General features: G+C 37.5%; 19 protein-coding genes. 9 read left to right on the top strand and 10 right to left on the bottom strand.

Features of this window, described 5'->3' with window-relative positions; translation table 11 throughout:
• Nucleotides 1–283 precede the first annotated feature (283 nt).
• Nucleotides 284–679: a VOC family protein gene (locus EK417_RS06395; protein ID WP_136521663.1), complete on the bottom strand. Its 396-nt coding sequence runs from the start codon at nt 677–679 to the stop codon at nt 284–286.
• A 101-nt stretch (nt 680–780) separates the two neighbouring features.
• A complete protein-coding gene (locus EK417_RS06390) occupies nt 781–1,467 on the bottom strand; it encodes a Crp/Fnr family transcriptional regulator (protein WP_136521662.1) in 687 nt (228 codons plus the stop codon).
• A 368-nt stretch (nt 1,468–1,835) separates the two neighbouring features.
• Between EK417_RS06390 and EK417_RS06385 the strand changes: the two genes are divergently transcribed.
• Nucleotides 1,836–2,561 (top strand): YoaK family protein, encoded by a 726-nt coding sequence (locus EK417_RS06385; protein ID WP_136521661.1) that lies wholly within the window; start codon nt 1,836–1,838, stop codon nt 2,559–2,561.
• Between the two features lie 50 nt (nt 2,562–2,611).
• Here EK417_RS06385 and EK417_RS06380 read toward each other — a convergent pair whose 3' ends face one another.
• Nucleotides 2,612–3,430, bottom strand: a complete 819-nt coding sequence (locus tag EK417_RS06380) for a DUF4249 domain-containing protein (RefSeq protein ID WP_136521660.1) — start codon at nt 3,428–3,430, stop codon at nt 2,612–2,614.
• A gap of 3 nt (nt 3,431–3,433) precedes the next feature.
• Complete coding sequence (locus tag EK417_RS06375; RefSeq protein ID WP_110368223.1) at nt 3,434–5,764, bottom strand: TonB-dependent receptor; 2,331 nt, start codon at nt 5,762–5,764, stop codon at nt 3,434–3,436.
• Between the two features lie 211 nt (nt 5,765–5,975).
• Here EK417_RS06375 and EK417_RS06370 point away from each other — a divergent pair, with 211 nt between their 5' ends.
• The 5 genes from EK417_RS06370 (at nt 5,976) to EK417_RS06345 (ending at nt 12,945) form a co-directional block, all read left to right on the top strand.
• Nucleotides 5,976–6,578 carry a TlpA family protein disulfide reductase gene (locus EK417_RS06370; protein WP_136521659.1) on the top strand — a complete coding sequence of 201 codons (603 nt, stop codon included), beginning with the start codon at nt 5,976–5,978 and terminating at the stop codon, nt 6,576–6,578.
• A 453-nt stretch (nt 6,579–7,031) separates the two neighbouring features.
• Nucleotides 7,032–7,844, top strand: coding sequence for a hypothetical protein (locus EK417_RS06360; RefSeq protein WP_136521658.1), 813 nt, complete (start codon nt 7,032–7,034; stop codon nt 7,842–7,844).
• Between the two features lie 182 nt (nt 7,845–8,026).
• Entirely contained in the window at nt 8,027–8,815 is a 789-nt protein-coding gene (locus EK417_RS06355; protein ID WP_136521657.1) for an SDR family oxidoreductase, read from the top strand.
• Nucleotides 8,816–8,836: 21 nt separating this feature from the next.
• Nucleotides 8,837–9,409, top strand: a complete 573-nt coding sequence (locus EK417_RS06350; RefSeq protein WP_136521656.1) for a hypothetical protein — start codon at nt 8,837–8,839, stop codon at nt 9,407–9,409.
• Between the two features lie 50 nt (nt 9,410–9,459).
• Entirely contained in the window at nt 9,460–12,945 is a 3,486-nt protein-coding gene (locus EK417_RS06345; RefSeq protein WP_136521654.1) for a glycosyltransferase family 117 protein, read from the top strand.
• A gap of 393 nt (nt 12,946–13,338) precedes the next feature.
• On the opposite strand, the gene EK417_RS06340 is transcribed toward EK417_RS06345, so the two are convergent.
• The 6 genes from EK417_RS06340 to EK417_RS06315 form a co-directional block, all read right to left on the bottom strand.
• On the bottom strand, nt 13,339–15,582 hold the full coding sequence (locus EK417_RS06340) for a nitric-oxide reductase large subunit (RefSeq protein WP_136521653.1): 2,244 nt from the start codon (nt 15,580–15,582) through the stop codon (nt 13,339–13,341).
• A 12-nt stretch (nt 15,583–15,594) separates the two neighbouring features.
• Entirely contained in the window at nt 15,595–16,320 is a 726-nt protein-coding gene (gene ric, locus EK417_RS06335; RefSeq protein WP_136521652.1) for an iron-sulfur cluster repair di-iron protein, read from the bottom strand.
• A 42-nt stretch (nt 16,321–16,362) separates the two neighbouring features.
• The gene (locus tag EK417_RS06330; protein ID WP_136521651.1) at nt 16,363–16,791 is read right to left on the bottom strand and encodes a c-type cytochrome; all 429 of its coding nucleotides are present in this window, start codon (nt 16,789–16,791) and stop codon (nt 16,363–16,365) included.
• A gap of 14 nt (nt 16,792–16,805) precedes the next feature.
• The gene (locus tag EK417_RS06325) at nt 16,806–17,255 is read right to left on the bottom strand and encodes a hypothetical protein (protein ID WP_136521650.1); all 450 of its coding nucleotides are present in this window, start codon (nt 17,253–17,255) and stop codon (nt 16,806–16,808) included.
• A gap of 54 nt (nt 17,256–17,309) precedes the next feature.
• Nucleotides 17,310–17,741: an RrF2 family transcriptional regulator gene (locus EK417_RS06320; RefSeq protein WP_136521649.1), complete on the bottom strand. Its 432-nt coding sequence runs from the start codon at nt 17,739–17,741 to the stop codon at nt 17,310–17,312.
• Between the two features lie 103 nt (nt 17,742–17,844).
• Complete coding sequence (locus EK417_RS06315) at nt 17,845–18,657, bottom strand: AraC family transcriptional regulator (RefSeq protein WP_136521648.1); 813 nt, start codon at nt 18,655–18,657, stop codon at nt 17,845–17,847.
• Nucleotides 18,658–18,789: 132 nt separating this feature from the next.
• Here EK417_RS06315 and EK417_RS06310 point away from each other — a divergent pair, with 132 nt between their 5' ends.
• The 3 genes from EK417_RS06310 to EK417_RS06300 are packed head-to-tail and all read left to right on the top strand — an operon-like array spanning nt 18,790 to nt 22,766.
• Complete coding sequence (locus tag EK417_RS06310; protein WP_136521647.1) at nt 18,790–20,112, top strand: TolC family protein; 1,323 nt, start codon at nt 18,790–18,792, stop codon at nt 20,110–20,112.
• A 4-nt stretch (nt 20,113–20,116) separates the two neighbouring features.
• Nucleotides 20,117–21,181 (top strand): HlyD family secretion protein, encoded by a 1,065-nt coding sequence (locus EK417_RS06305; protein ID WP_136521646.1) that lies wholly within the window; start codon nt 20,117–20,119, stop codon nt 21,179–21,181.
• Nucleotides 21,174–22,766: an MFS transporter gene (locus EK417_RS06300; RefSeq protein ID WP_076594534.1), complete on the top strand. Its 1,593-nt coding sequence runs from the start codon at nt 21,174–21,176 to the stop codon at nt 22,764–22,766. The genes EK417_RS06305 and EK417_RS06300 overlap by 8 nt, the downstream gene beginning before the upstream one ends.
• Nucleotides 22,767–22,819: the final 53 nt, after the last annotated feature.

Raw genomic sequence — 22,819 nt, 5'->3', positions numbered from 1 at the left:
AAGATAAAGCTACTTAACATTCCCCCCAACTTTTGAGACTGATCCGAGAAAAAGATTTAGCGGTACTGATCCGGAATGCTTCTTTTTATCAGTATTACCACACAGTTGTAAGCAAAACCATTGAGTTCCTCGCACAGTAAGATTGACTTTAAAAAAATTGGAATAAAACTTCGCTGCTGGCCAGTAAGGTTTTATTTTTATGATAAAGTTGTTTAACTTTACAAAGCTTAGGTGTACTTATTATGTGTAAAGCCTGGCTCTGAAAAACTTAAGTGGTTTAACTTTAGCTGAATTTCTTCACAGCTTCTTCACTCACAGGAGTAAAAAAGTTAATCATATTACTGTCCGGATCACAAAATAGAAGGGATCTGTTTCCCCAAGGCATCGTTGTCGGTTTCTGAATAATTCTGGAAACTTTACTTTTAATCTTTTCATATTCTTCATCAACATTTTTAACCATAAATTCAATAATGGTTGACTTTGAACCTGCGAAATCTGTAAGATCTTCCGAAAACATTTGCATGGTCCGGGTACTTCCGATTGCTATTGTAATGGAATTACCAGAAAGTTCTGCAAAATCTTCTGTATACCATGTGGCCGCTATACCCGTGATCTGTTCATAAAATGCTACTGCTGATTGAATGTCTTTGCTGATAATTCTTAATGAGGTAAGTTTCATAAGGATACTTATTTGTTTAAAATAATTTTAAACAAAAGTAATGAGTGCTTATGACAACAGGCTGTCAGTAGATACAATAGATTTTAATCTGAATAACTTTATTAATAAAAATTAGCAATATGAATTAAGCGCTTAAAGTCCGTGATCTGTATTTTCCGTCCTTCGGATCTGATCAGTTTTTCCTGTTTGAAATCATTAATAATGCGGGCTAAAGTTTCTCTTGCGGTTCCTACCATATTGGCAAGATCCACACGGGAAAGAGAAATGAACACTACGGCATCAGGGGCATCATTTGATTTATATTTATCATGAAGAATAAGTAAACTGAGGGCAGCCCTTTCACGGACTGTACGATGGGATAAAACGGCAATAAGGTTCGCCATCACACTGAATTCATGACTCAGAGATTTCAATAACAGCCTTGAAAGCACGGATGACTGGCTCAGAATATCCAGAAAACTTTCTTTTGAAATAAATGAGATGACAGAATTTTCAAGGGTTGAGGTCGTATCCCCATAAGATTCATTACTCAGAATGGCTGAATATCCAAAAAATTCACCGGAGCTGTAAATGTAAATAATCTGCTCCCTTCCGTCATTATCAACTTTGTACTTTTTTATCTTACCCTCATTAAGATAGTAAATACCATTAGGTTTTGTTCCGTCAGTAAATATCGGTTCGTTTTTACGGTAGTTTTTGGTTTTCATAGCTCCTGTAAGCAGCTTCTTATCATATTCAGGAAGTTCATCAAAAAGATACTGATTATTAAAAATAAATTTTGAGATCATAATTTTTTCTATACAGGCTATTGAATGTACGTTCAGTTTTTAATTTAAATCACATTTTAGACCGATCCAAATCACAAGATTTTTTTCCTGAACGAATTACTTTTACAAAAGTAATAAAATTGGTGCTGAAATAAGAAACAGAATATTTATTGAGGTCTGTGGATGCCTTTTCAGAGTAATCATTCATTACTGAAAAATAGGATTTTACGTTAAAGGGGAAAGAGTAGATCTATAAAGAACACTGGATAAATATTTAAGCGGACATGTTTTTCACAGTTTGACACTGACATTTCTAATTATTTTTTTTTACTTATTTATTGTATCCAGCTGTTCTTTTTCTAAAGATAAAGCCCTTACAGAAATTTAAAATGTTCAGACACAGGGGAAAAAACAGAACTTATTTTCACAATCTTAAGCTGGCATCAGCACTTTCATTTGTTGCCGGAATCGTGAATATTGTAGGGGTATTATCTGTTCAGGTGCTTACCACCAATATAACAGGGCACTTTGCTTTCTTTTCCGAAGAGATTCTTCTTAATCATTACAGTGAAGCCCTTACTTATCTTATCTTTATTTTATGTTTTCTGGGAGGAGCATTCTGTTCAAGCTTTATGGTCGAATTTTCTTCCGGACGTAAAATGTTCCGTCCGCATTTTATTCCTTTGGTCATCGAAATTCTGATATTAAGTTTTGTGGGAATAGCAGATGATAACACATTGGATATCGTAATATCTCCTAATGCGGTTGCAGGGCTTTTACTTTTTGCAATGGGGGTTCAGAATTCATTGGTAACAAGAGTATCACAATCTGTAGTGAGAACAACTCATCTTACGGGATTATTTACTGATCTGGGAATAGAACTGTCAAAACTTTTTTTTAAGGAAAGGGAAAAGGAAAAGAAACAGCTTAAAAAGAATATCACCTTGAAACTGGTGATTATTGCCTGCTTTTTTTCAGGATGTGTAACAGGTGGTTTGGGTTACAGGATAATCGGCTTAAAGGTACTGGTGGCAACTGCAGGATTACTGCTTTGTGTGATCAGGTATGATAAGCTTCTGTACAGGTATTATGCTATAAAAAGAAAGCTAAGATAAGACAGAGAATAAAAAAGGATATTCCAATGAGCGGAATATCCTCTTAAAATTTATGGAGTGGTCATCTGTTCAATGACCAAAGTTTGTGTATCTGTCGTATGCGCTGAAAAATACCCCAAAGCTCCGTTACTGATGTTACTTGGAGGGTTGGTTGGAGTAGCAGTTCCGCCATTGCCGCCTGAAATCTGAAGCAAAGAGCTGTAGTACGTGAATATATTGTTGTCAATACACTGCATTTCTACATGAATTTTATCTCCTACTACCACTTCATGATCTCTGCCTTTATTATCGTCATTAGGAAGAATGAGAGGCTGTTGATTGGGTAATCCGTTATTCACATTATCTGAAAAAGTATTCATGTACTTTTTAGTCAGATCATTGATCGTAAAGCTGAAAAGGTATCGGTTTCCCAATGGCATTGGATCTGTAAATAATGGCAGCAGGGTATATGTGGTTTTATCTCCAAATTTGAAAGAACTCTGCTGCAATCCGTCAAAATATACCACTTCAGGCATTTTACTATGAGCGCTATATTGCTTTCCTTCGGACTCTACTTTCAAAGTATAGGTTCTGCCAGGTTCTCCGGAAAAAGCAGTCGTTTGATAGACCCCGTTTCCTACATAGTGAAGGGTTTCAGTTTGTCCCATATCGTCACTTAAAATAACCTGAGCTCCGGTGACAGCCGGATATTGATTAGGTGATGAAAAACTTACGGATTTTGTGATTTTCACTGTATAAGGTCCTGGTTGATTGGTAACATTTCCTTCAATGACAATATTTCCGCTTTGATCATTCAGATCAAGATCGATCTCCTTTTCACAAGAAGTTAATGCAAAAAGGGATACTATGATATAAAATGTATTTTTCATGATTTAGAATTTGAAATTATAAGTGATGTTGGGTACCCAACGGAATAAAGAGGTCTGCATCGCACGGGTTGTTCCGGGACGGTCAGGATTGTCTTCAAAGTTAATTGTATAAGCATTTTCTCTACCATACAGGTTGTAAATACCAAATGTCCATGAACCACGGAATCGTTTATTGGTACTTGGTTCATACGTTGCACTCAGATCCATTCTGTGGTAGGCCGGCATTCTGTCTGCATTTCTATTGCTGTACTGGAATATGGTTTGCCCATTGAGTTCATATTTTCCTGTTGGGAAGGTAACTGCATTTCCTGTGCTGTAAACAAATAGCCCTGAAAAACTCCATTTTGGATTAAGCTGATAGGTGGCCACAATAGAAAGGTCGTGGGTTTTATCCATCCTGGCGTTATACCATTCGTTATTATTGATTCCGTTGATCTTTCTTTCTGTTTTGGAAAGGGTATAGGAGATCCATCCTGTCAGTTTTCCGCTTTTCTTTTTGGCAATAAGTTCCAGACCGTAAGCTCTTCCTTTTCCGAACAGCAATTCACTTTCTACATCGGCTCCGGTATCAAAACCAATCTGCGCCCCGTTCTTGAAGTCGATTTGATTTTTCATGTCTTTATAGTAGACCTCAGCGTTCAGTTCATAATTATTATTGTTGAAATTTCTGCTGTAACCAAGGCTGATCTGATCTGCAATTTCAGGTTTCACCGTATAGCTGCTTCCTATCCACTGATCGGTAGGGTTTCCACTGTTGCTGTTGCTCAATAGGTGAAGATTCTGGGTGTTTCTGGAATAGCCTCCTTTCACACTGCTGACTTCGTTGATACGGTAGTTGGCACTGATACGAGGTTCAATATTCACATAGGTTTTCCCGAATTTTCCTTTCTCTAAGAATTTACTGTCGGTAAGCACACCGTTCTCATAGGTATTGAAGGTATCTCCACCCAATATACTGAACATGGAAAGCCTTGCCCCATAATTAATGGTTAGCTTTTCCGTTGCTTTATAATCATCATTGATGTAAACGGCATTCTCCCATGAATATCTCGGATTTCTTGCAAAACTGCTCACTGTAGTACCGGAAGCACTGCTTGGGGTAAGGGTATGGTAAATAGACTGCAGACCGAAACGTACAGAGTGTTTGTTTCCTGCAAACCAGGTAAAATCCTGCTTAAGATTCCAGTCACGGATTTTTGAATTTAAATCAAATACCGTATCATCATTCTTCAGACTTATTTTATAATCATAATTACTGTAGATAAATGAGGTATTTGAAAATAATTTACTGCTGATAATGCTGTTCCATCTCAAAGTAGCAGTCGTATTTCCCCAGTCTGTATTGAAAGTATCTCCCAATCCCAGTACATCTCTTCCGAAATATCCGGACAGATAAATACGGTTGTTCTCATTAATCTGATAATTGGCTTTCAGGTTGAGATCATAAAAGTATAATTTGTTGTCTTTATAATCTTTGTTGGTTTTAAGAAAAAGATCGGCATACGTTCTTCTTCCTGAAACGATGAATGATGATTTTTCTTTCTGAATAGGACCTTCCACACTCAGTCGGCTGCTGATCAGACCAATTCCTCCATTGACGTTATAGGCTTTATTGTTTCCATCCTTCATTTTAACATCCAATACAGAAGAAAGACGGCCACCGTATTGTGCGGGGCTGTTTCCCTTAATAATGCTGGCATCTTTCAGGGCATCACTGTTGAATGTACTGAAAAATCCAAGAAGATGAGAGGCATTATAAACAGGGGCTTCATCCAGTAAGATCAGGTTTTGGTCTGGAGCACCTCCTCTTACACTAAACCCGCTGCTTCCTTCACCGTTACTTTTGATCCCTGGTAAAAGCTGTATGGTTTTCATTACATCCTTTTCTCCGAATAGAACAGGAAGTTTTTCTATATTTTTGATGCTTAAGGTCTCTGCTCCCATCTGAGCTGAGGTTAAGTTTTTATCCTTTTTAATACCGGTTATCACTACCTCATCAATGGCTTTAGCTGCAGATTCTGATGGAAGCAGGGGAAGATCGAGTTTGATATTCTGATCTACATTAACCTTCTGCTCAAAATCTTGATACCCGGGAGTGGAAATAATAATGGTATAATTTCCTTGAGGTAGGGAAAGAGAATAAAACCCATATTCATTGGCTATAACATTGATGGTGGGATCTTCATTTACTTTTACAGATACTCCGATGAGCAATTCACCGTTTTTTTTGTCTTTCACGGTTCCACTTACGGAATACGTTTGCTGGGCTATTGCCAGGGTACTGAAACAGAGTGCAGCAGTGGCGGCGGTAATTTTTAGAAAGGATGTTTGCATTAGTTTATTTTAAAGTAGTAGATCTCTTGTATATGAATTGATGTTTTGATGATGTACGATTAGTTGGATGAATAGAGGAATTGTTACACATAACAAATTAATGATGAATTAAATCCATTGGAAAATCAGGTTTCAGGAAATGATAAAACAATCTTTTCAGCCTTTTAACCAAAATATTAACCTTATATTGGCAAAGAATTAAGCTAAATATATGGAAAATCTGAAAATCTGGCTAAAGAAAAATGGCTTCACTGCAATACTGACTGTATTGTTTATTGTTATCCTGATAAATAAAGATGCAAAAGCATGGCTGATGAGACAGGTAGCTTCCACAGGGTTTCTCAATTCAAGCATATCAGAACCAAAAGAAACGCAAAATAATTCAACCAAGATTTCCTATGCCGGATTTATGCTGAGAAATGAGGATGGAAAGATAACGGATACTTCTGCCTTTCAGAATAAAGTGGTTTTCATTAACTTTTGGGCATCATGGTGCCCTCCGTGCCGTGCCGAATTTCCGTCTGTCCAAAAAATGTATGACCATTACAAAAATAATCCGGATGTGGTATTTCTTACCGTAAACCTGGATGATAATACCGCTCTTGGAAAATCTTACTTAAAGGAGAAAGGCTTTACAGTTCCTTTTCTTACACCGGCAGGAAATATTCCTGATGTATTGTATAGTGGATCTTTGCCAACAACGGTTGTACTGGATAGAAAAGGAGAAATACGCCTGCATCATAAAGGACTTGCGGATTACAGTAAAGATTCATTTTATAAACAGATTGATGAGCTTCTGCAACAAAAACTTTAGTTGCTTAAAGCGTATTTTTATCTTGTAATAATATTAAATATATTACATTTAACAAATAATTCAAGATAATGGAAAAGAAGAACAGTTAATCCATGGAAATGGCAGGATGATAAAAGCTATTTACTGACTGTAGAAGTTAAAAATATGGAAAGTACTTTATAATGCTCGGGGTAGGCAGCTATTGACCCTGATAGAAAATCCTGTAAAAAGATATTTTTTGATATAAATAGGTTTATAATTGATATTTAAAATATTCAATAAAAACATATTATTTAAATACAATCCACTATTTAACTCATATTTATATTTATTTTTCATTTAAAGGGTTCACTTATTTGTGAGATTTGCTATATTTGATTTAGCGAAAAATAGATTATCATTATTGAATTTTAATGAAATAATCACTTTCATATTTCAGAAAGGCATTTAAATATTAACTAAACAAAATTTATTATGAAACGTAAGCTCGTCTATCTTTTACTTCTTTTGACAAGTAATTTTACTTTTTTTAATGCACAGGTAGGTATAAACACATCGAATCCACAAGGAGTATTTAATATTGATGGTGCAAAGGATAATCCAACTACAGGAGTACCATCTGTAGCACAACAAGCCAATGATGTAGCAGTTACTGTTGGAGGAAATATGGGGATAGGAACTACAGCTCCTACCAATAAACTTCATGTAAATGGTTCAAACCCATTGCGTCTTCAGGGAGTTGGAGCCGGAAATAGCAGCACAGATCCATTGTTGGTAGTTGATGCTAATGGAGTTGTAAAGAACATTGGTACGCTGGGAGCTTTATCTATTCCTAGCCCTGCAGTTTTCCGATTAGAAACTTTACAGTCCAACTTTTTGCAGTCACAGGGAGCAGGAGGATCACAGGTAGTACCTATGACTGTTATAAAGAATTCTATTCCGGGGCTTACCTATAATGCAGGCACAAGTACAATAACTTTTCCGGCAGGAACTTATCAGATCACATTTGTGTATGAAGCAATACATAATGCTACAGGATGTACCGTCAGTTCTTATTTTGTAGATTTTCCCCTGAATGCTACAACTTCAAGAATCCACAGTACAGGTTCCCATTCGGAGGGTGCCCTTTCCAATCATGGAGGAACAATCACTTATGCCACTACAGTTCCGGCCAACAGAAACTGGACGATCGCATTGGGAAGAGGGCAGTCAGGTAATTGTTCAGGTGCAGGAATGAGCCTTTCTGCAACCTCCACGCAGGTACTGGTATTCAGAATCGGAGATTAATCTTTTTAATATTCTCTAAAAATGATTATCCAAGAAAGATTCTAATAACACAAATACTAAAGCACTGGTTGATACCGGTGCTTTAGTATATTCAGAAAGCTATTGGTATATTCATTAATCAGTTTTTTTAAAACTAAAGCTTTTCATAACTTTATAGAGATCAATCCGTAATCATTATCAAGATGAATATTCAGCTTTTTTCAAAACATGCTTTAATAGGAGGGGCTACACAGGGAATAGGAGCCGGAATTGCCATTGAATTGGCTAAATGCGGAGCTAATGTGACCGTTATGGCCCGTAGTGAAGCAAAGCTTAAAGATTTCGTTTCTGCACTGCCGGTTATCAGTCCTGATCAGAAACATGGATACCTGGTAGCAGATTTTTCAGATTTTGAAAGTTATAGAAAAATTATAGCTGGATATTTTAATCATCATTCCATAGATATTCTGGTGAATAATACCAATGGTCCCGAACCTGGTTTAGCACTGGATAAAAATAGTGATGATTATCAGACCGCATTTGATCTTCTGTTCAAAACCGTTTGTGAAACAACATTACTGGCTTTGCCCCATATGATTCAACAGAAAAACGGGCGTATCATTAATGTTTCTTCTTTATCCGTAAAAGAACCGATTGGAAATCTGGCCTTGTCCAATTCTATCCGTTCTGCAGTGATTGCCTGGGCCAAAACACTTTCCAATGAAATTGCACAACATAATATCACGGTAAATAATGTGTTAACAGGGTATTTCGATACTGAAAGAATTCAAAAACTTGTGGCTCATGAAGCTCAGCAAAGTGGTGCAGGAGCAGAGGAAATAAAAAAGGCGAGGGAAAATAAAATTCCGATGAAAAGATTCGGACAGCCTGAGGAATATGGTCATCTGGTGGCGTTTCTGGCTTCAGAATATTCAAATTATCTTACCGGAACAAGTATTCCTCTGGATGGAGGATTGAATAATACCTATTAATCTCACTGAAGAGAATGTGATATGAAAGTGTTAATTAAATATGGAACTGTAATTTTACTTTTCTTACTTCTTATTCATTATACTCATACTTATTATGATTTTACGGTGTCAAATTCTAACATCATTATTCTTCCTTTAGTAGCAGGACTCATATTTGTCAATTTTATTCTGATTTATATTTATGAATCAAAAAATAAAGAGAAGCATAAAGTCACAAATTTATTATTGATTTTTTTAGTTGCTCTTTTTGGAATAAACCTTTATTTTAATAGTGTTCAATCCGAAAAGGAAGTAAAATATTCATGTTATATTTCTCCCGACCATCAATTGAAATCTAATGGATATGAAATTAAGTTATATAAAGATAAAACCTACAGGATCAATGAATACTGGTATGGTGAAAGCCGGCATTATTTTGGAAAATATGAGTTTGAAAATAACCTCCTGACTTTACATGATGAAAGGATTTCAGAAAAAACTGAAGAACTACTGACTTCAAAATACGAATATAATAGCATTAAAAAGTATTTTGAGCCTATAGAAAAAGGTTTTCCAAAGTTGAAATTGAAAATAAAGAATAAACTCCCCAATTAATGTAATAAACCCTTTTCCCCAGTTGTCATATACATATTGGAAAATTTGATATGAAAAACTGGTCTTTTAAAAAATGGAACACCGTACTGGGATGGTTCCTTTTCGCTGTTGCGCTTATTGCTTATCTTTCAACAATAGAACATTCCCTGAGTTTCTGGGACTGCGGAGAATATATTTCTTCAGCCGTGAAACTGGAGGTAACCCATGCTCCGGGGGCTGCTTTATTTCAGATTATGGGAGCTGTAGCAAGTATTTTCGCATTAGGGAATGCTGAAAATTATTCTATTGTAATCAATGCTATGTCAGCATTGTTCAGTGCATTTACGATCCTCTTTCTGTTCTGGACGATTACCCATTTTGTAAGAAGGCTTTTACATAAAGATGTTGCAGAAATTACAAAACATCAGGAAATCTCAATCCTGTTTGCCGGAGTGATTGGCGCTTTATGCTTTACATTTTCAGATACATTCTGGTTTTCAGCAGTAGAAGGAGAAGTGTATGCGATGGCTTCTATGTTTATTGCATTACTGGTCTGGCTCATCACCAAATGGGAAAATGAATATAAAGCAGCAGACAGCGAGAGATGGATCATTCTTATTTTCTTTATTATTGGGCTTTCCGTAGGAGTGCATATGATGTGCATGCTGGCTATTCCGGCCATATGTCTGGTTTATTATACCCGAAATTATACTTTTTCGTGGAAGAGTTTTATACTGGCCAATCTGATTACGCTGGGAATTCTTGCCTTCGTATTCAAGATCATTTTCCCTTTGATAATGACAATGTTCGGAAAGCTTGAAATTTTCTTTGTAAATGGTTTGGGACTTCCTTTTCATTCAGGAACAATTGCAGCTTTTGTTCTTATGTCAGCAATCAGTTATCTCCTGATTAAATATGCACGAAAAACCAAAAGAAACGCATACCAGACTATCGTTTTATCTATTGTCTATATGATCATTGGTTTTTCATGCTGGCTGGTAATTCCGATAAGAGCCAATGCCAATCCTCCGATGAATCTTAATGATCCGGATACAGCCATTGGGATGCGAGATTATTATAACAGAGTGCAATACGGTGACTGGCCTACTATTTACGGACAGAATTACACTGCATTTCTAGATAAAAACGGACTGGAAAAAGACGAAGACGGAAGTTATAAAAGAGACATCACCGGAGATATTTACGAAAAAGACGAAAAATCCGGAACTTACAGAAAAACCGGGGAAAGATTCAACTATGTGTTTAATAAATCTCATATAAGCTTCATGCCTAGGATGTTCAATGAAGATAAAGAGGTGACCGCCAATTACATTTCTTTATATGGAGCTCCTGATTTTACTTTTAATTATGATAATGAAGACATTGCGGACAATCCGGAAGCGAAAAGGATTTTTGAAGAACTGAGAGCAAAATATGAAGGAGATTCTATCACGGCAGAAGATTATCTGAAAGTGAAGCCGTATGATCTTATCAAGGTGCAGCGTCCATCCTTCGCTCAGAATATGGAGTATTTTATATCATTTCAGAACGGATATTATTTTGTAAGATATCTGATGTGGAATTTCGCAGGAAGGCAGAATGACTTTCAGGGGCATATGGAGAATACCAATGGAAACTGGATCTCGGGATTTTCTTTTATTGATAATGCTTTGCTTGGTAATCAGGATCATATGCCTGCCCAATTTAAAAATGAAAGTACCGTCAGGTTTTTCTTTTTGCCATTGATTCTTGGGCTGATTGGTTTCTTTTTCCAGCTCAACAGAGATTTCGGAAGATTTTATGCCATGCTTTCGCTGTTTGTTCTTACAAGTATGGGAATTGTTTTCTACACCGGAGTAAAACCATTTGAAGTAAGGGAAAGAGATTATGCCATGGTAGGTTCGTTCTATGCCTTTGCCGTCTGGATAGGTCTTGGAGCGGGAGCATTACTTTGGCTGATTCAGTCTAAGGTTAAATCTAATGCTGCTAATATTGTTCTGGGAGTCATTTTATTAGGAATTCCTTTGATGATGGGATTCCAGAATTATACTTCGCATGACAGAAGTAAGAAGACAGCAGCCCGTGATTACGCCTATTCATTTTTAAGATCGCTGCCGAAAGATGATATTATTTTCATTTATGGTGATAATGATACCTTTCCGGTATGGGCAATTCAGGAAACGGAAAGATTCAGGGATGATGTGAAAACGGTCAACTTTACCCTCCTGGCTACTTCATGGAGTATTGATCAGGTGAAAAGAAGAACTTACAATGCAAAAGGAATTCCGGGTGAGTTAACACATGAAGAATATAGAGATGGGGTAAATGATCAGGTGTATCTGATGAAAAAAGAAGACTGGGAAGGACTTTTCCAAATGCTGAAAGAACAGGGAGCGCCGGAAACTGCTTTTCAGGAATTCGGAAAGTATCTGAATCAGGATTCAATGACTCTTAAGGATGCGTTGAAATTCCTGAAATTACAATCATCCGCAAAAGATGAACTGCTGAAGATGTACTTTGGAGAAAAGCAATATGAAAAATACAATATCCTTCCGGTGAGTAAATTTATCCTTCCCGTCAACAAAGAAAATGCAGTAAAAGCAGGAATTATTAATCAGTCCGATCTTCCGTATACTGTGGATCAGATTATGATCAATTATGAAGCGAATACCCTTTACAAAAGCAATCTGATGATGCTGGATATGCTGGCCAATTTTGATTGGAAAAGGCCTGTCAATTTCTCTACAGGCGGGATGTACGACAGTGAAAATATCTTTTATCTGGATGAATATCTTCAGTTTGATGGTTTCAGTTACAGACTGGTTCCTATTCATACCCCTCAGAGTCCGGATGGAGACAAAGGAAGAGTAGATGCCAATTCTCTTTATCAGGTGGTGAAAAACTTCAGATGGGGAAATTTTAAAGATCTGAGTATTTATTATGATGAAACAGCTACGTCAAATATTTTGGGTTACAGAATGTCTGTAAGCAGAGCAGTATCCGCATTGGTTGCAGGCGGGCAGAAAGCTAAAGCATTGGAATTGCTGGATCTTGCCGCAAAAGAAATTCCTGTGGAAAAATACAATGATCCACGTTCACTAAGTGCGATGGTTACCGGGTATATTGTCGCCGGACAGGAGCAAAAAGGACTTCAGCTGGCAGAAGAGCTCAAAAAAACAATATTTGAAGAATATGATTATTATCAGAATCTTTCTCCCTCATTTAAAGCAGCAGCCAAAAGACAGATGAGGTCTAAACCGATGGAATATGCACTCGTTGTCGCAGCCGTTACAGAAGCTTACAAAACTTTAGGACAAAATGAAAAAGCCCATGCTTACGTATTAAAATCAATGGAGCCTGTTGATAAGAAATTCAGTATTTTTATAAAAGGACTTGAGCAGATGGGTAAAGAAAAAGCGGGTAAGGAAGCTGAAAATGTACGCCAGATTGCTCCTTTTTATCAGTACTTATTCAATGTCATGGAACCTTTTGATTCCACCTATTCCGGGAAAAAAGAAATTGAAATCACGAATGCGATGATGAAAGTGACACAGTAAAACTTAAATAAAAGAGGCAGTCTCAAAAGTGTCATTCTGAACGAAATGAAATGTAGTGAAGAATCTCATATATTTGTTTATCAAGGAGATTCTTCCTTCGTCAGAATGACAAAAGTCAGATTGTTTGACTTTTGAGACAGCCTCTTTTTAATGTAAATCAGAATTAATTAATAGAATCTCATTTTATCAACGCAAAGAATTAAATACTTGATTCTATATATTGAGGGAGCAAAAGGGTTTGATCAATTTCATTGATCATTTTTAAGCGAATGTATTACCAGAAAGCTTAATCTGCGAGAAGTTCGCTCATCTTTGATCTCTTAAAATTATAAGAATTGCAGATGAAACTTTACGTTTATTAAAATAAGTTTAATCAGATTTGAATCATTCATCCTAACGTTTTTCTTTCAGCGACCAGCCGAATTTCAATCCAATGATAAAAATAACCAAAAGCAATTCACCAACGGCCAGTAAAATATCTCCGGGCACACGCATCCATCTCAGAAAATGCATGATATCTGTTTGCATAAATTCTGCAGAGCGTGCATACCAGTAACCTTCTTTTATAGAGGCTACAGACTGCATAATTCCTATGGGAAGAAGACTTATGCTTACCATCACCAGCAATCCTAAGTTGATCATCCAGAACGCCCAGCCTATTAATTTATCATTCCACTGTCGGTCAGGATAAAGCCCACGCAAAACAAACATCATCAATCCGATTCCCAGAATTCCATAAACTCCGAATAAAGCTGCATGCCCGTGTACAGCTGTAGTATTCAGCCCCTGGATATAATACAATGCAATAGGAGGATTGATGGCAAATCCGAAGATTCCGGCACCAAGGAAATTCCAGAAACACATGGCAATAAAGCAGTAGATAGGCCATTTGTACGCCTGAATCCATAGGGTAGATTTACTCAGTTGGTAATTCTGATACGCTTCATAGCCTATTAAAACAAGCGGAACAATTTCTAATGCACTGAAAGTTGCTCCTAAAGCAAGTACAGCGGTAGGCGTAGCACTGAAATACAGATGGTGGAATGTCCCCAGAATGCCTCCGCCAAGAAAAATAATGGTAGAAAATAACACTGCATTCGTAGCAGATTTCAATCTTAACAATCCCAGCCTTGTAAATAAAAAGGCTGCCACTACCGTTGCAAAAACTTCAAAAAATCCTTCTACCCAAAGATGAACTACCCACCATCTCCAATATTCTGCAATGGCCATATGGGTTTGTCTTCCATACATTAGTCCAGCTCCGTAAAATAACGCAATAGCTACAGATGAAAGGGTAAACAGGATCAGCAAATGACGGTCTCCATCTTTACGTTTCAAAGCCGGAAGCAATGCTCTGACCATTAAAATCAACCAAAGAATAAGCCCGATGAGCAGTAAGATCTGCCACACTCTTCCCAGCTCCACATATTCATATCCCTGATGCCCCCAAAGAAAATTATCAACCAGACCAAGCTTCTGCATCACACCAAGCCATTGTCCGGTTAATGATCCCAGGACAACAATCAGTAAGGCTCCGAATAATATATTTACTCCCAGTTTCTGATATTTCGGTTCATGCCCTGAAACTGCGGGAGCTATATAAAGTCCTGTGGCCAGCCATGAGGTGGCAATCCAGAATATTGCAAGTTGTACGTGCCAGCTTCTGGAAACCGACTGTGGTAAAAACTGGTCCAGAGGGATTCCATAAAATCCGCTTCCTTCCACACCATAATGGGCAGTTACTACTCCGGCAAGCATTTGAACAAGGATCAGCAGTGCAACGACCCAAATATATTTCAAAGTGGCTTTCATAGAAGGAGTAGGCTTCATATTTCGTAAAGGATCTTCGTGTGGAAATGCCCCGCTGATCTCTTCCTCTTTGTTTCGGGCATGGTAAAATACCAGGAGACCTACACAACCCAGTAAAAGCAATATACTGAATCCCGACCATAAATGCAGAGAAGGAGGAGGAACGTTTCCCACCGATTCATCATGCGGCCAGTTATTGGTATAGGTCACATCATCTCCAGGTCTTTCCGTAATGCATACCCATGTACTCCATGCAAAGAAGGCATTCATTTTAGCCATTCTTCCGGTGTCTTTGATGGTATTCTCAGGAATGGCGTACTGATCCCGGAGTTTTGCCATGGATGCATCATTCATGAATAATTTTGAATAATACTGTGAAAGCTGTTTCTGCACTTCAGCCCGTTCCGGGGAGAAAACAATTTCATTTTTACTTTCGTTAAAAGTATTGGTACGAAGTTCTTTTTTCAGCAGTACCTGATATTTAGCCTGTTCATCATCAGGAAGGTCTTTGTAAACTTTACCTTCCTTTTTAGCCAGCTCATCAAGCAGCAGAAGAGATTCCCTGTGAAGATAATCAGCTGTCCAGTCCGGTGCAATATAGGCACCATGTCCCCATATACTTCCTACTGTTTGTCCGCCAATAGACTGCCAGACATTCTGTCCGTCTTTAATATCCTGTGCGGTTGCAATCACCGTTCCGTCTGTGCTGACTACTTTCTCCGGAATGGGTGGGATTTTCCTGTAAATTTCAGTCCCATAGAAGATAAGAACAGCAAACGAGGCAGCCATTACTACAGCAAGCCATATCCAAAGTTTTTTAGGTGTCATTTTGTATTCTTTTTAAGATTCTACGGCAGATTCTTTCTCCAGTCGGATCGCTTTTGGGAAAAGAATGTTATTCTCAAGATGAATGTGTTGATGCAAATCATTTTCAAAATCCTGAAGCATGGCAAAAGCTACTTTGTAAGTATTGCAGGCATCTGCAGGGGGAAGGTATTCATTTGTAATTTCTGCGATCCTTCTGAAACGGTCACCTTCTACGGTATGTTCATGTTCCATCATATGAACAGGATTTTCTACGGTTTCAAAATGAGGCTTTGGAAGAGGACTTCCGGATATTTTAGCCTTCACCATATTTTTTACAAACGGGAACAGAATAAGTTCTTCTTTTTTCATGTGAGCAGCCAGATCATATGCTGATTCATTAAATAAAGAATTGATTTCAAACAGTTCAGGATGTCTTCCTCCGTGCACTTTACACAGTTTATCAAGGAATGCCTGCAAAACAAGAGTTTTTTCTTCTACATAACGGTGATGGGTTTTCTCAATATAATCTGTCAGAAGATCCAGAGGCCAGCTGTTGAAGTCGATTGAAAAACTTTCATTTTTTGGAAGCGCATCCAGTTCTTCATAAATTTTTTCAGGAGCAAGTTTCTTATGGCTGCATGCTTCTTCAATGGTTCTTCCGCCTTTACAGCAGAAATCAATACCGTGTCTTTTAAAAATTGCGGCTGTTCTGAAATCTTCAGCAACCATATTGCCTATAAAGTCTGTTCTTGTATTCATAATATAATACTTTTTTGTCTTTTATTGTTTTAAATTTTTTTTTTACTTTTTAAGGGATAAAATATATTTTACCATCTGCCGGGCATTCTCCTTACTCAATCCTGTATGAGGAGTCATAGGGATTTCGCCCCAATTGCCTTTGCCACCGTCCATGATTTTCTGTGCCAGCATATCAAGATCAGCATCCGAATATTTTGCTGCAACTTCCTGGTAAGAGGGACCTATTAATTTTGAATTTATTGTATGACAGGTAAGACAATCTGTTCCTTCAATTAATTTCAATCCTTCATGTTTCGATGTATTTGAGGAGGAGGAAATTTCAGGAGGTGTTTCTACTGTCTGTGGTTGGATAACCTGTTGTTCAGAATAAGGTTCAGCCTGTGGAATGGGAGTCGTTTCCGGTTTGGAACAGGAAAATAATAATGTAGTTAAAGTCAATGCAATAATGGTATTTTGAACAAGTGTTTTCATAATGAATAATGTTATTATTGAACTGTATTTCTTTTGAATTGTAAAATGATGGCTGTTATGAACATTAGTGCTTTTGCTGTTTCGGAATAAATAAAATAGTCATGTAATGGAGTAGGAGTTAATGCTTTTCCTGATGAAAGTAAGTCCACACGAGAATCCAATACAGGCAGCATCCAGAACTGTTCTAAGGCAAGTAATAAAAATATAACAGCCAGAATGATAAAATCAGTTTTCGTATAGTTTTTCCAACTGACGGACATCAATATCAGTATTACAATAAGAAATCCCCATTGTATTTTTGAAGAAAGTCCAAACATGAGTTTTCCTAATCCTAATGCCGCCGGAAGGGTAATTCCAGGAACCTGAAACTTTAATGGTGTCTCCAGAAAGCTGATGGTGATAAACATTCCGGTCATGAGGCAGAATAACATCAGTACAAGAGGATTTTTAAGTTCTGATTTCATTATATATAATTTAATATTAAAAGATCTTTTTATCTTTTATTTGTTTAAATTTTTTTAAGTCTTCAAATGAGTAAGCTGTAAGTCCAGATTATCGACAAACATCTGAATTTTTGAGGTTTCAAGCATGATTCGAAGATCCTGTCGGATACTTTTGAACTGATCATGAAGCGGGCACGGATGCGTTTCTGAACACTGATCAAGTCCAAGTCCGCAACCCGTAAAAAGCTTATCTCCATCAATTTCTCTGACAATATCAGCAATGGAAGTGTTCAGGTTTTTATGATCCATATAGAAACCTCCGTTCGGACCTTTGGCAGATTGTACAAATCCTTTTCTGCTCAGATCCTGCAAAATTTTAGCAATAAAATGCTCCGGCGAATGGATACTTTTTGAAATGTCCTTAATACCAACTCTGCTGTCATTTTTAGACTGCTGGGCTATATAGATTAAGGCTCTTAAAGCATATTCGCACGTTTTTGAAAACATTTTACTGAGTTTTATGGGACAAATATAGAAAGATATTTTTAATAAAAGATAAAATAGTCTTTTATTTTTTTCCTAAATCTGATGAAGATCATCTGTAAGCCAATTATCCCATCATATTTTGGGTCGCTTTATTACTCTTTCTAAGATCTGAAGGTCTCGACTGGGTAAATTCATGAAAGGTATCGCTGAAGGCGCTGATAGAGCTGTAGCCCACATCATCGGCAATTTCATTGATGGGTTTGTCTGTATTTAAAAGCAGTTCAATGGCTTTGATGATTCTTAATGTTTTTAAATACTGGAGGAATGAAATATCCATATCCGCCTTGAAAAGGCGTGACAGGGAACGTTCACTCAAACCAAATCTGCTGCTGACATTGGACAGTGTCAGTTTTTCCCCGATATTCCGTTCCAGATAAGATACAATTTTCATCATCTGTTTGTTGTGGGTGGCAGGAAGAATAATAGGCAAGGGCTGTTGATGGGTTTTAGGAAGGATTTTTTTTAGAGCCACTAAAAATTCGAAGTTTTCATCTTTTACTGTTACGTGTTTTTCATCCCAGATTTCAGAATATTTGATCATCTGGATCAGAAGTTCTGATGCCGGATAAATCCCCAGTCTGCTGTAGAAAGGATCTGAGACATCATCATGAGCATAGAAATAAAGAGAACGCAGAACCGTTGCTGTATGTCCGATCTCTAAAATATGTTCCATACCCTGCGGAATCCAGAAGAAATGTCTTGCAGGCACTACATAGGTTCTGTTATCAATTGTAATATAGGCGATACCTCCTTCTACGTAACTCAGCTGTCCTTTGGTATGTTTGTGAAAAGGAATCAGTTTTTCTGATTTTTCATGCATGACAAATACACTTTTATCGTCTTTATCAATGTCCGGAAGTGCAGCGATTAATCCCATAAAAAAGTTTAAAATCCCAAAGAATATACAAATATAATCATTTGGCCGGAATCATGTAAAAGTTGACTATTTTAGATAAATAAAATTTCCGGATTGCCAATAAATTTGCAATGCAATAATTCAAAAATTCAAATGAAAATTTATGTCGCCGGATTGCTGATGTTGGGGATTTCCTCCACTATATCAGCTCAGACCGGCAGTCCAGCAAAGGACACCATACGAATCTCCTTAAAAGATGCATGGCAGAGAGCGGAAGAAAACAGCCGTCATATCAGAATCAATACCATCAACGCAGACATTGCCGAAGCCGAAGTAAAAGATGCCAAAAGAGAGCGCCTTCCGGAAATAGAAGTTAAAGGCTCTGCAGAAAAGGCTTCCAACATTCCCATCTATGAGAACGGAATTTTTTCCAAGCCAACACAGCATGAAGTAATTCATACGCTTTACAGAGCCGGAGCAGATTTTTACCTGAACATTTATAACGGAAATAAGCTGAATCTTAAGATTAAGGAAAATCAGACGCTTCAGAAAATTAAGGATATTCAGAAAGAAAAATCAGTTTCTGATATTCATTACAAAACTGCAGCGCTTTATCTTGAACTCCAGAAAACTTTGATTTTCAGAGATCTTATCAAACAGGATATCACTGATCAGAAGACACAGCTTAAAGAGATACAGGCTCTTTATAAAAACGGAGTGGTATTAAAAAGTGATGTTTTAAGGATTGAACTGGAACTTTCCAAAAGAAAAATGGCGCTGGTGACCATAGAAAATGATATTCTTATCGCGATGCAGAAACTGAATATTATTTTGGGTATTCCCGATGAGCAGATTGTTATTCCTGAAACCCCGTTTAATCAGTGGAATGAGAGTACAACTTATAATGAGTTTCTGAAACTGGCATTGGATCATTCTTTTGATTATCATGTTTCTGAACAGCAGACAGCGCTGAGTATGATCAGACTGAAACAGGTAAAAGCGAATATAAGACCTAAAATCGGGATGTATGGTGAATTTTATTACGCCAATCCACAGATTTTTCTGTATCCCTATAATCCTTATTGGTATTCATTGGGAATCGTTGGAATTAAAGCTTCATTTTCGATCTCTTCTCTTTACCATAATACTCATAAAGTAAAAGCTGCTCAGCTGGAGTTTGAAAAGGAAGAGGAAGTACACAAGGATACGGAAGATAAGGTAAGACAACAGGTGAAAGAAGCTTATCTGCGTTACCAGGAAGCTTTAGAACAGATAAAAGTTGCAGAAGCCAATGTCGCTCAGGCAAAGGAAAATGCACGTATTATCAAAAATACATACTTCAGTCAGACTTCTCTTATTACAGAACTGCTGGATGCAGATATACAGTTGCTTCAGACAAAATTTGAACTGGAAGCCGCCAAAATTATGGCACAAAACAATTATTATTTACTACAAAACATTACAGGCGTTTTATAATATCATGAAAAAAAAATATACTCCCACCGATAGAATGATCACGAAGATCACAGGATGGATTTCAGTTGTAATTGTTGCTGCACTTGCTGTCTGGGGCGGTTTTACCTTAAAAAATTATTATGCGTATGAGCAAACCAATGATGCACAGGTTCAGGAATATGTTAACCCCGTTATTTCAAGAGCCGGAGGATTTATTGTTGCTGTAAAGTTTGAGGAGAATCAGGAAGTTAAAAAAGGAGATACTCTTTTAATCATTGATAACCGTGAATATGTACTTCAGGAAAAACAGACTCAGGCAGCCATTCAGAAAGCCCGTGCTCAACTGAGAGTATTGGAAAGTACTACTGGCACTACAGAAAAGGAAGCAGCAGCAGCAATGGCTCAGGTAGATGCCAATAAAGCAAAGGTGTGGAAACAACAGCTTGATTATAAACGGTATAAAAAGCTGTATGATGAAGAATCTGCCACGAAACAGCGGCTTGAAGATGTGAAAGCAACACTGGATGTCAATGAAAGCGATTATAAATCTTCACAGGATAATTACGCGGCTTCAATATCTAAGATTAATGATATACGGGCAGAAAAAACAGTTGTTTTAGCAGAAATTGCAAGACTGGAAGCGTTGCTGGACCGTCACAAGCTGGATGTAAGTTATACAGCTGTCACCGCGTCTTATGACGGAAGAATGGGAAGAAGAACTGTAGAAGTTGGGCAGATGATTGATGCCGGAGAGACACTGGCATTTATAGTCAATAATGAAACTGATAAATGGGTAGTAGCTAATTATAAAGAAACGCAGATCAGGGATATGCATATCGGAGATCATGTGAAAATTGTTGCGGATTCTTATCCTGACAGGGAATTTAAAGGAACAATCATCTCGCTTTCCCCGGCAACAGGTTCAAGTTTTTCATTGCTTCCACCGGATAACTCCACTGGAAATTACGTAAAAATTGTACAGCGTATTCCTGTAAGAATCAGAGTGGATGGGCAAAGAAGTCAGATTGATGTTCTGAAAGTGGGAATGAATGTGAATGTATACGCCAATAAAAAGCATTCCAATGGTTAAAAGAAAAATGCCCTATTTCAAAAAATGGGCTCCGGAATGGCTGGTGAAGATTATTCTTTTTTCAATGACGCTTCCGGGAATCATTATCTTTTTTCTGCCATTGTCTAATGTAAATGCCGCCGCCGGATATTATGGATGTGAACCGGCAGATATCCAGTTTTCAGTAGCGTTGTTTTATGCTGGTTATGTAGGGTTTTACAGCCTGGAAAGAAGATTTTTCAGTTTTCTCGCCGCAAAAGAATATTTTCTTCTTTTTACTACCCTGCAGATTCTGGCCTGTCTCATTTGTTATTTCACGCGGGAGGTCTATATTTTATTTCCGGTTCGTTTCATACAGGGAATGTTATTCGCAGGAAATGTAAACCTTTCACTAACCCTTATTTTTACACGACTGAGCAGCGAAAGAGGCCGGGAAATCAGTTTTTCAGTATTTTTTGGAATCTTAATTTGTGCTTTGCCGTTTAATAATCTTATAACCGCAGATCTCATTGATTCCTATAATTTTAATATCGTTTATAAAACAGCCATCTTCTCCTATCTTCCGGGACTTATTTTTCTGACTTTAGCCATGAGCCATTACAGAACCCATGCAAGATTTCATCTGTATAAACTGGACTGGCAGAGTTTTGGGCTATTCAGTGCTTTATTGGTATTAATCGGGTATATAACTATTTTTGGACAGGAATATTATTGGCTGGAAGATAACCGGATTCTGGGAAGTGTGGTCGGAATTATGGTTTTGGCGGCGATATCAATAGTTCGCCAGCAGGCGATTAAAAGGCCTTATATTGATCTGCAGGTTTTCAGATACAGGAACTTCAAAGTAGGTCTGCTTATCCTTTTTGTGATGTATATCTGCCGGTTTGCTTCAGGAATTGTCAACACTTATTTTGCATCAGAACTGCATCTGGATCCGTTTCATATTTCTTATATTAATATTTTTAACCTTGCAGGATTGGTGGTTGGGGTCATTATCGCCTGCTGTATGGTTTTACAAAAGAAAAATATTCGGTATATCTGGGGACCTGGATTTTTAATGCTGTTGATCTTTCATGGCTTAATGTACTATTCTTTTGATGTTCAGGCTGATGAGTTTAATTACTACATTCCGTTATTTATTCAGGGATTGGGTGTGGGGTTGATTATGGTTCCGACGATTATTTATATTATTTCTTCCGTTCCTGCTGTTATTGGGCCTTCCGCTGCTGCAACAGCATTAGCAATACGATATCTCGGGTTTTGTATCAGCATTGCCCTGATCAATTTTTTTGAACTCTTTGAAAAAAGCCGTCATTACAATGCTTTTCAGGATCATTTAAGTGCTGCAGATCCGGAAGTTAAAAGTTTTCTCCGTCTGCAGACGGCTAAGCTTATTGCAGGAGGAATGCCTGAAGAAAAGGCTGTAAAAGCTGCCAATAAGTTATTGGTAACAAGAATGAATGTTCAGGATCATGTGCGTTTTGCGATGGATTATTATGAAATGATGGTGTGGCTTCTTGCTGCTTCACTGTTATTGATTTTTCTTTTTCCCTATCTCAACCGTACCGCTCTTTATCTGAAATCCCGCAGACTGTCACCTGCATAAGTGAGACAATCATAGTTTAAAAGTATAGCTTGTCAGCTAATTTTATAGTAGAG

It is taken from the genome of Chryseobacterium candidae (assembly GCF_004916905.1).
Lineage (GTDB): Bacteria > Bacteroidota > Bacteroidia > Flavobacteriales > Weeksellaceae > Chryseobacterium > Chryseobacterium candidae.
This window is presented reverse-complemented; position numbering and strand designations above follow the sequence as displayed.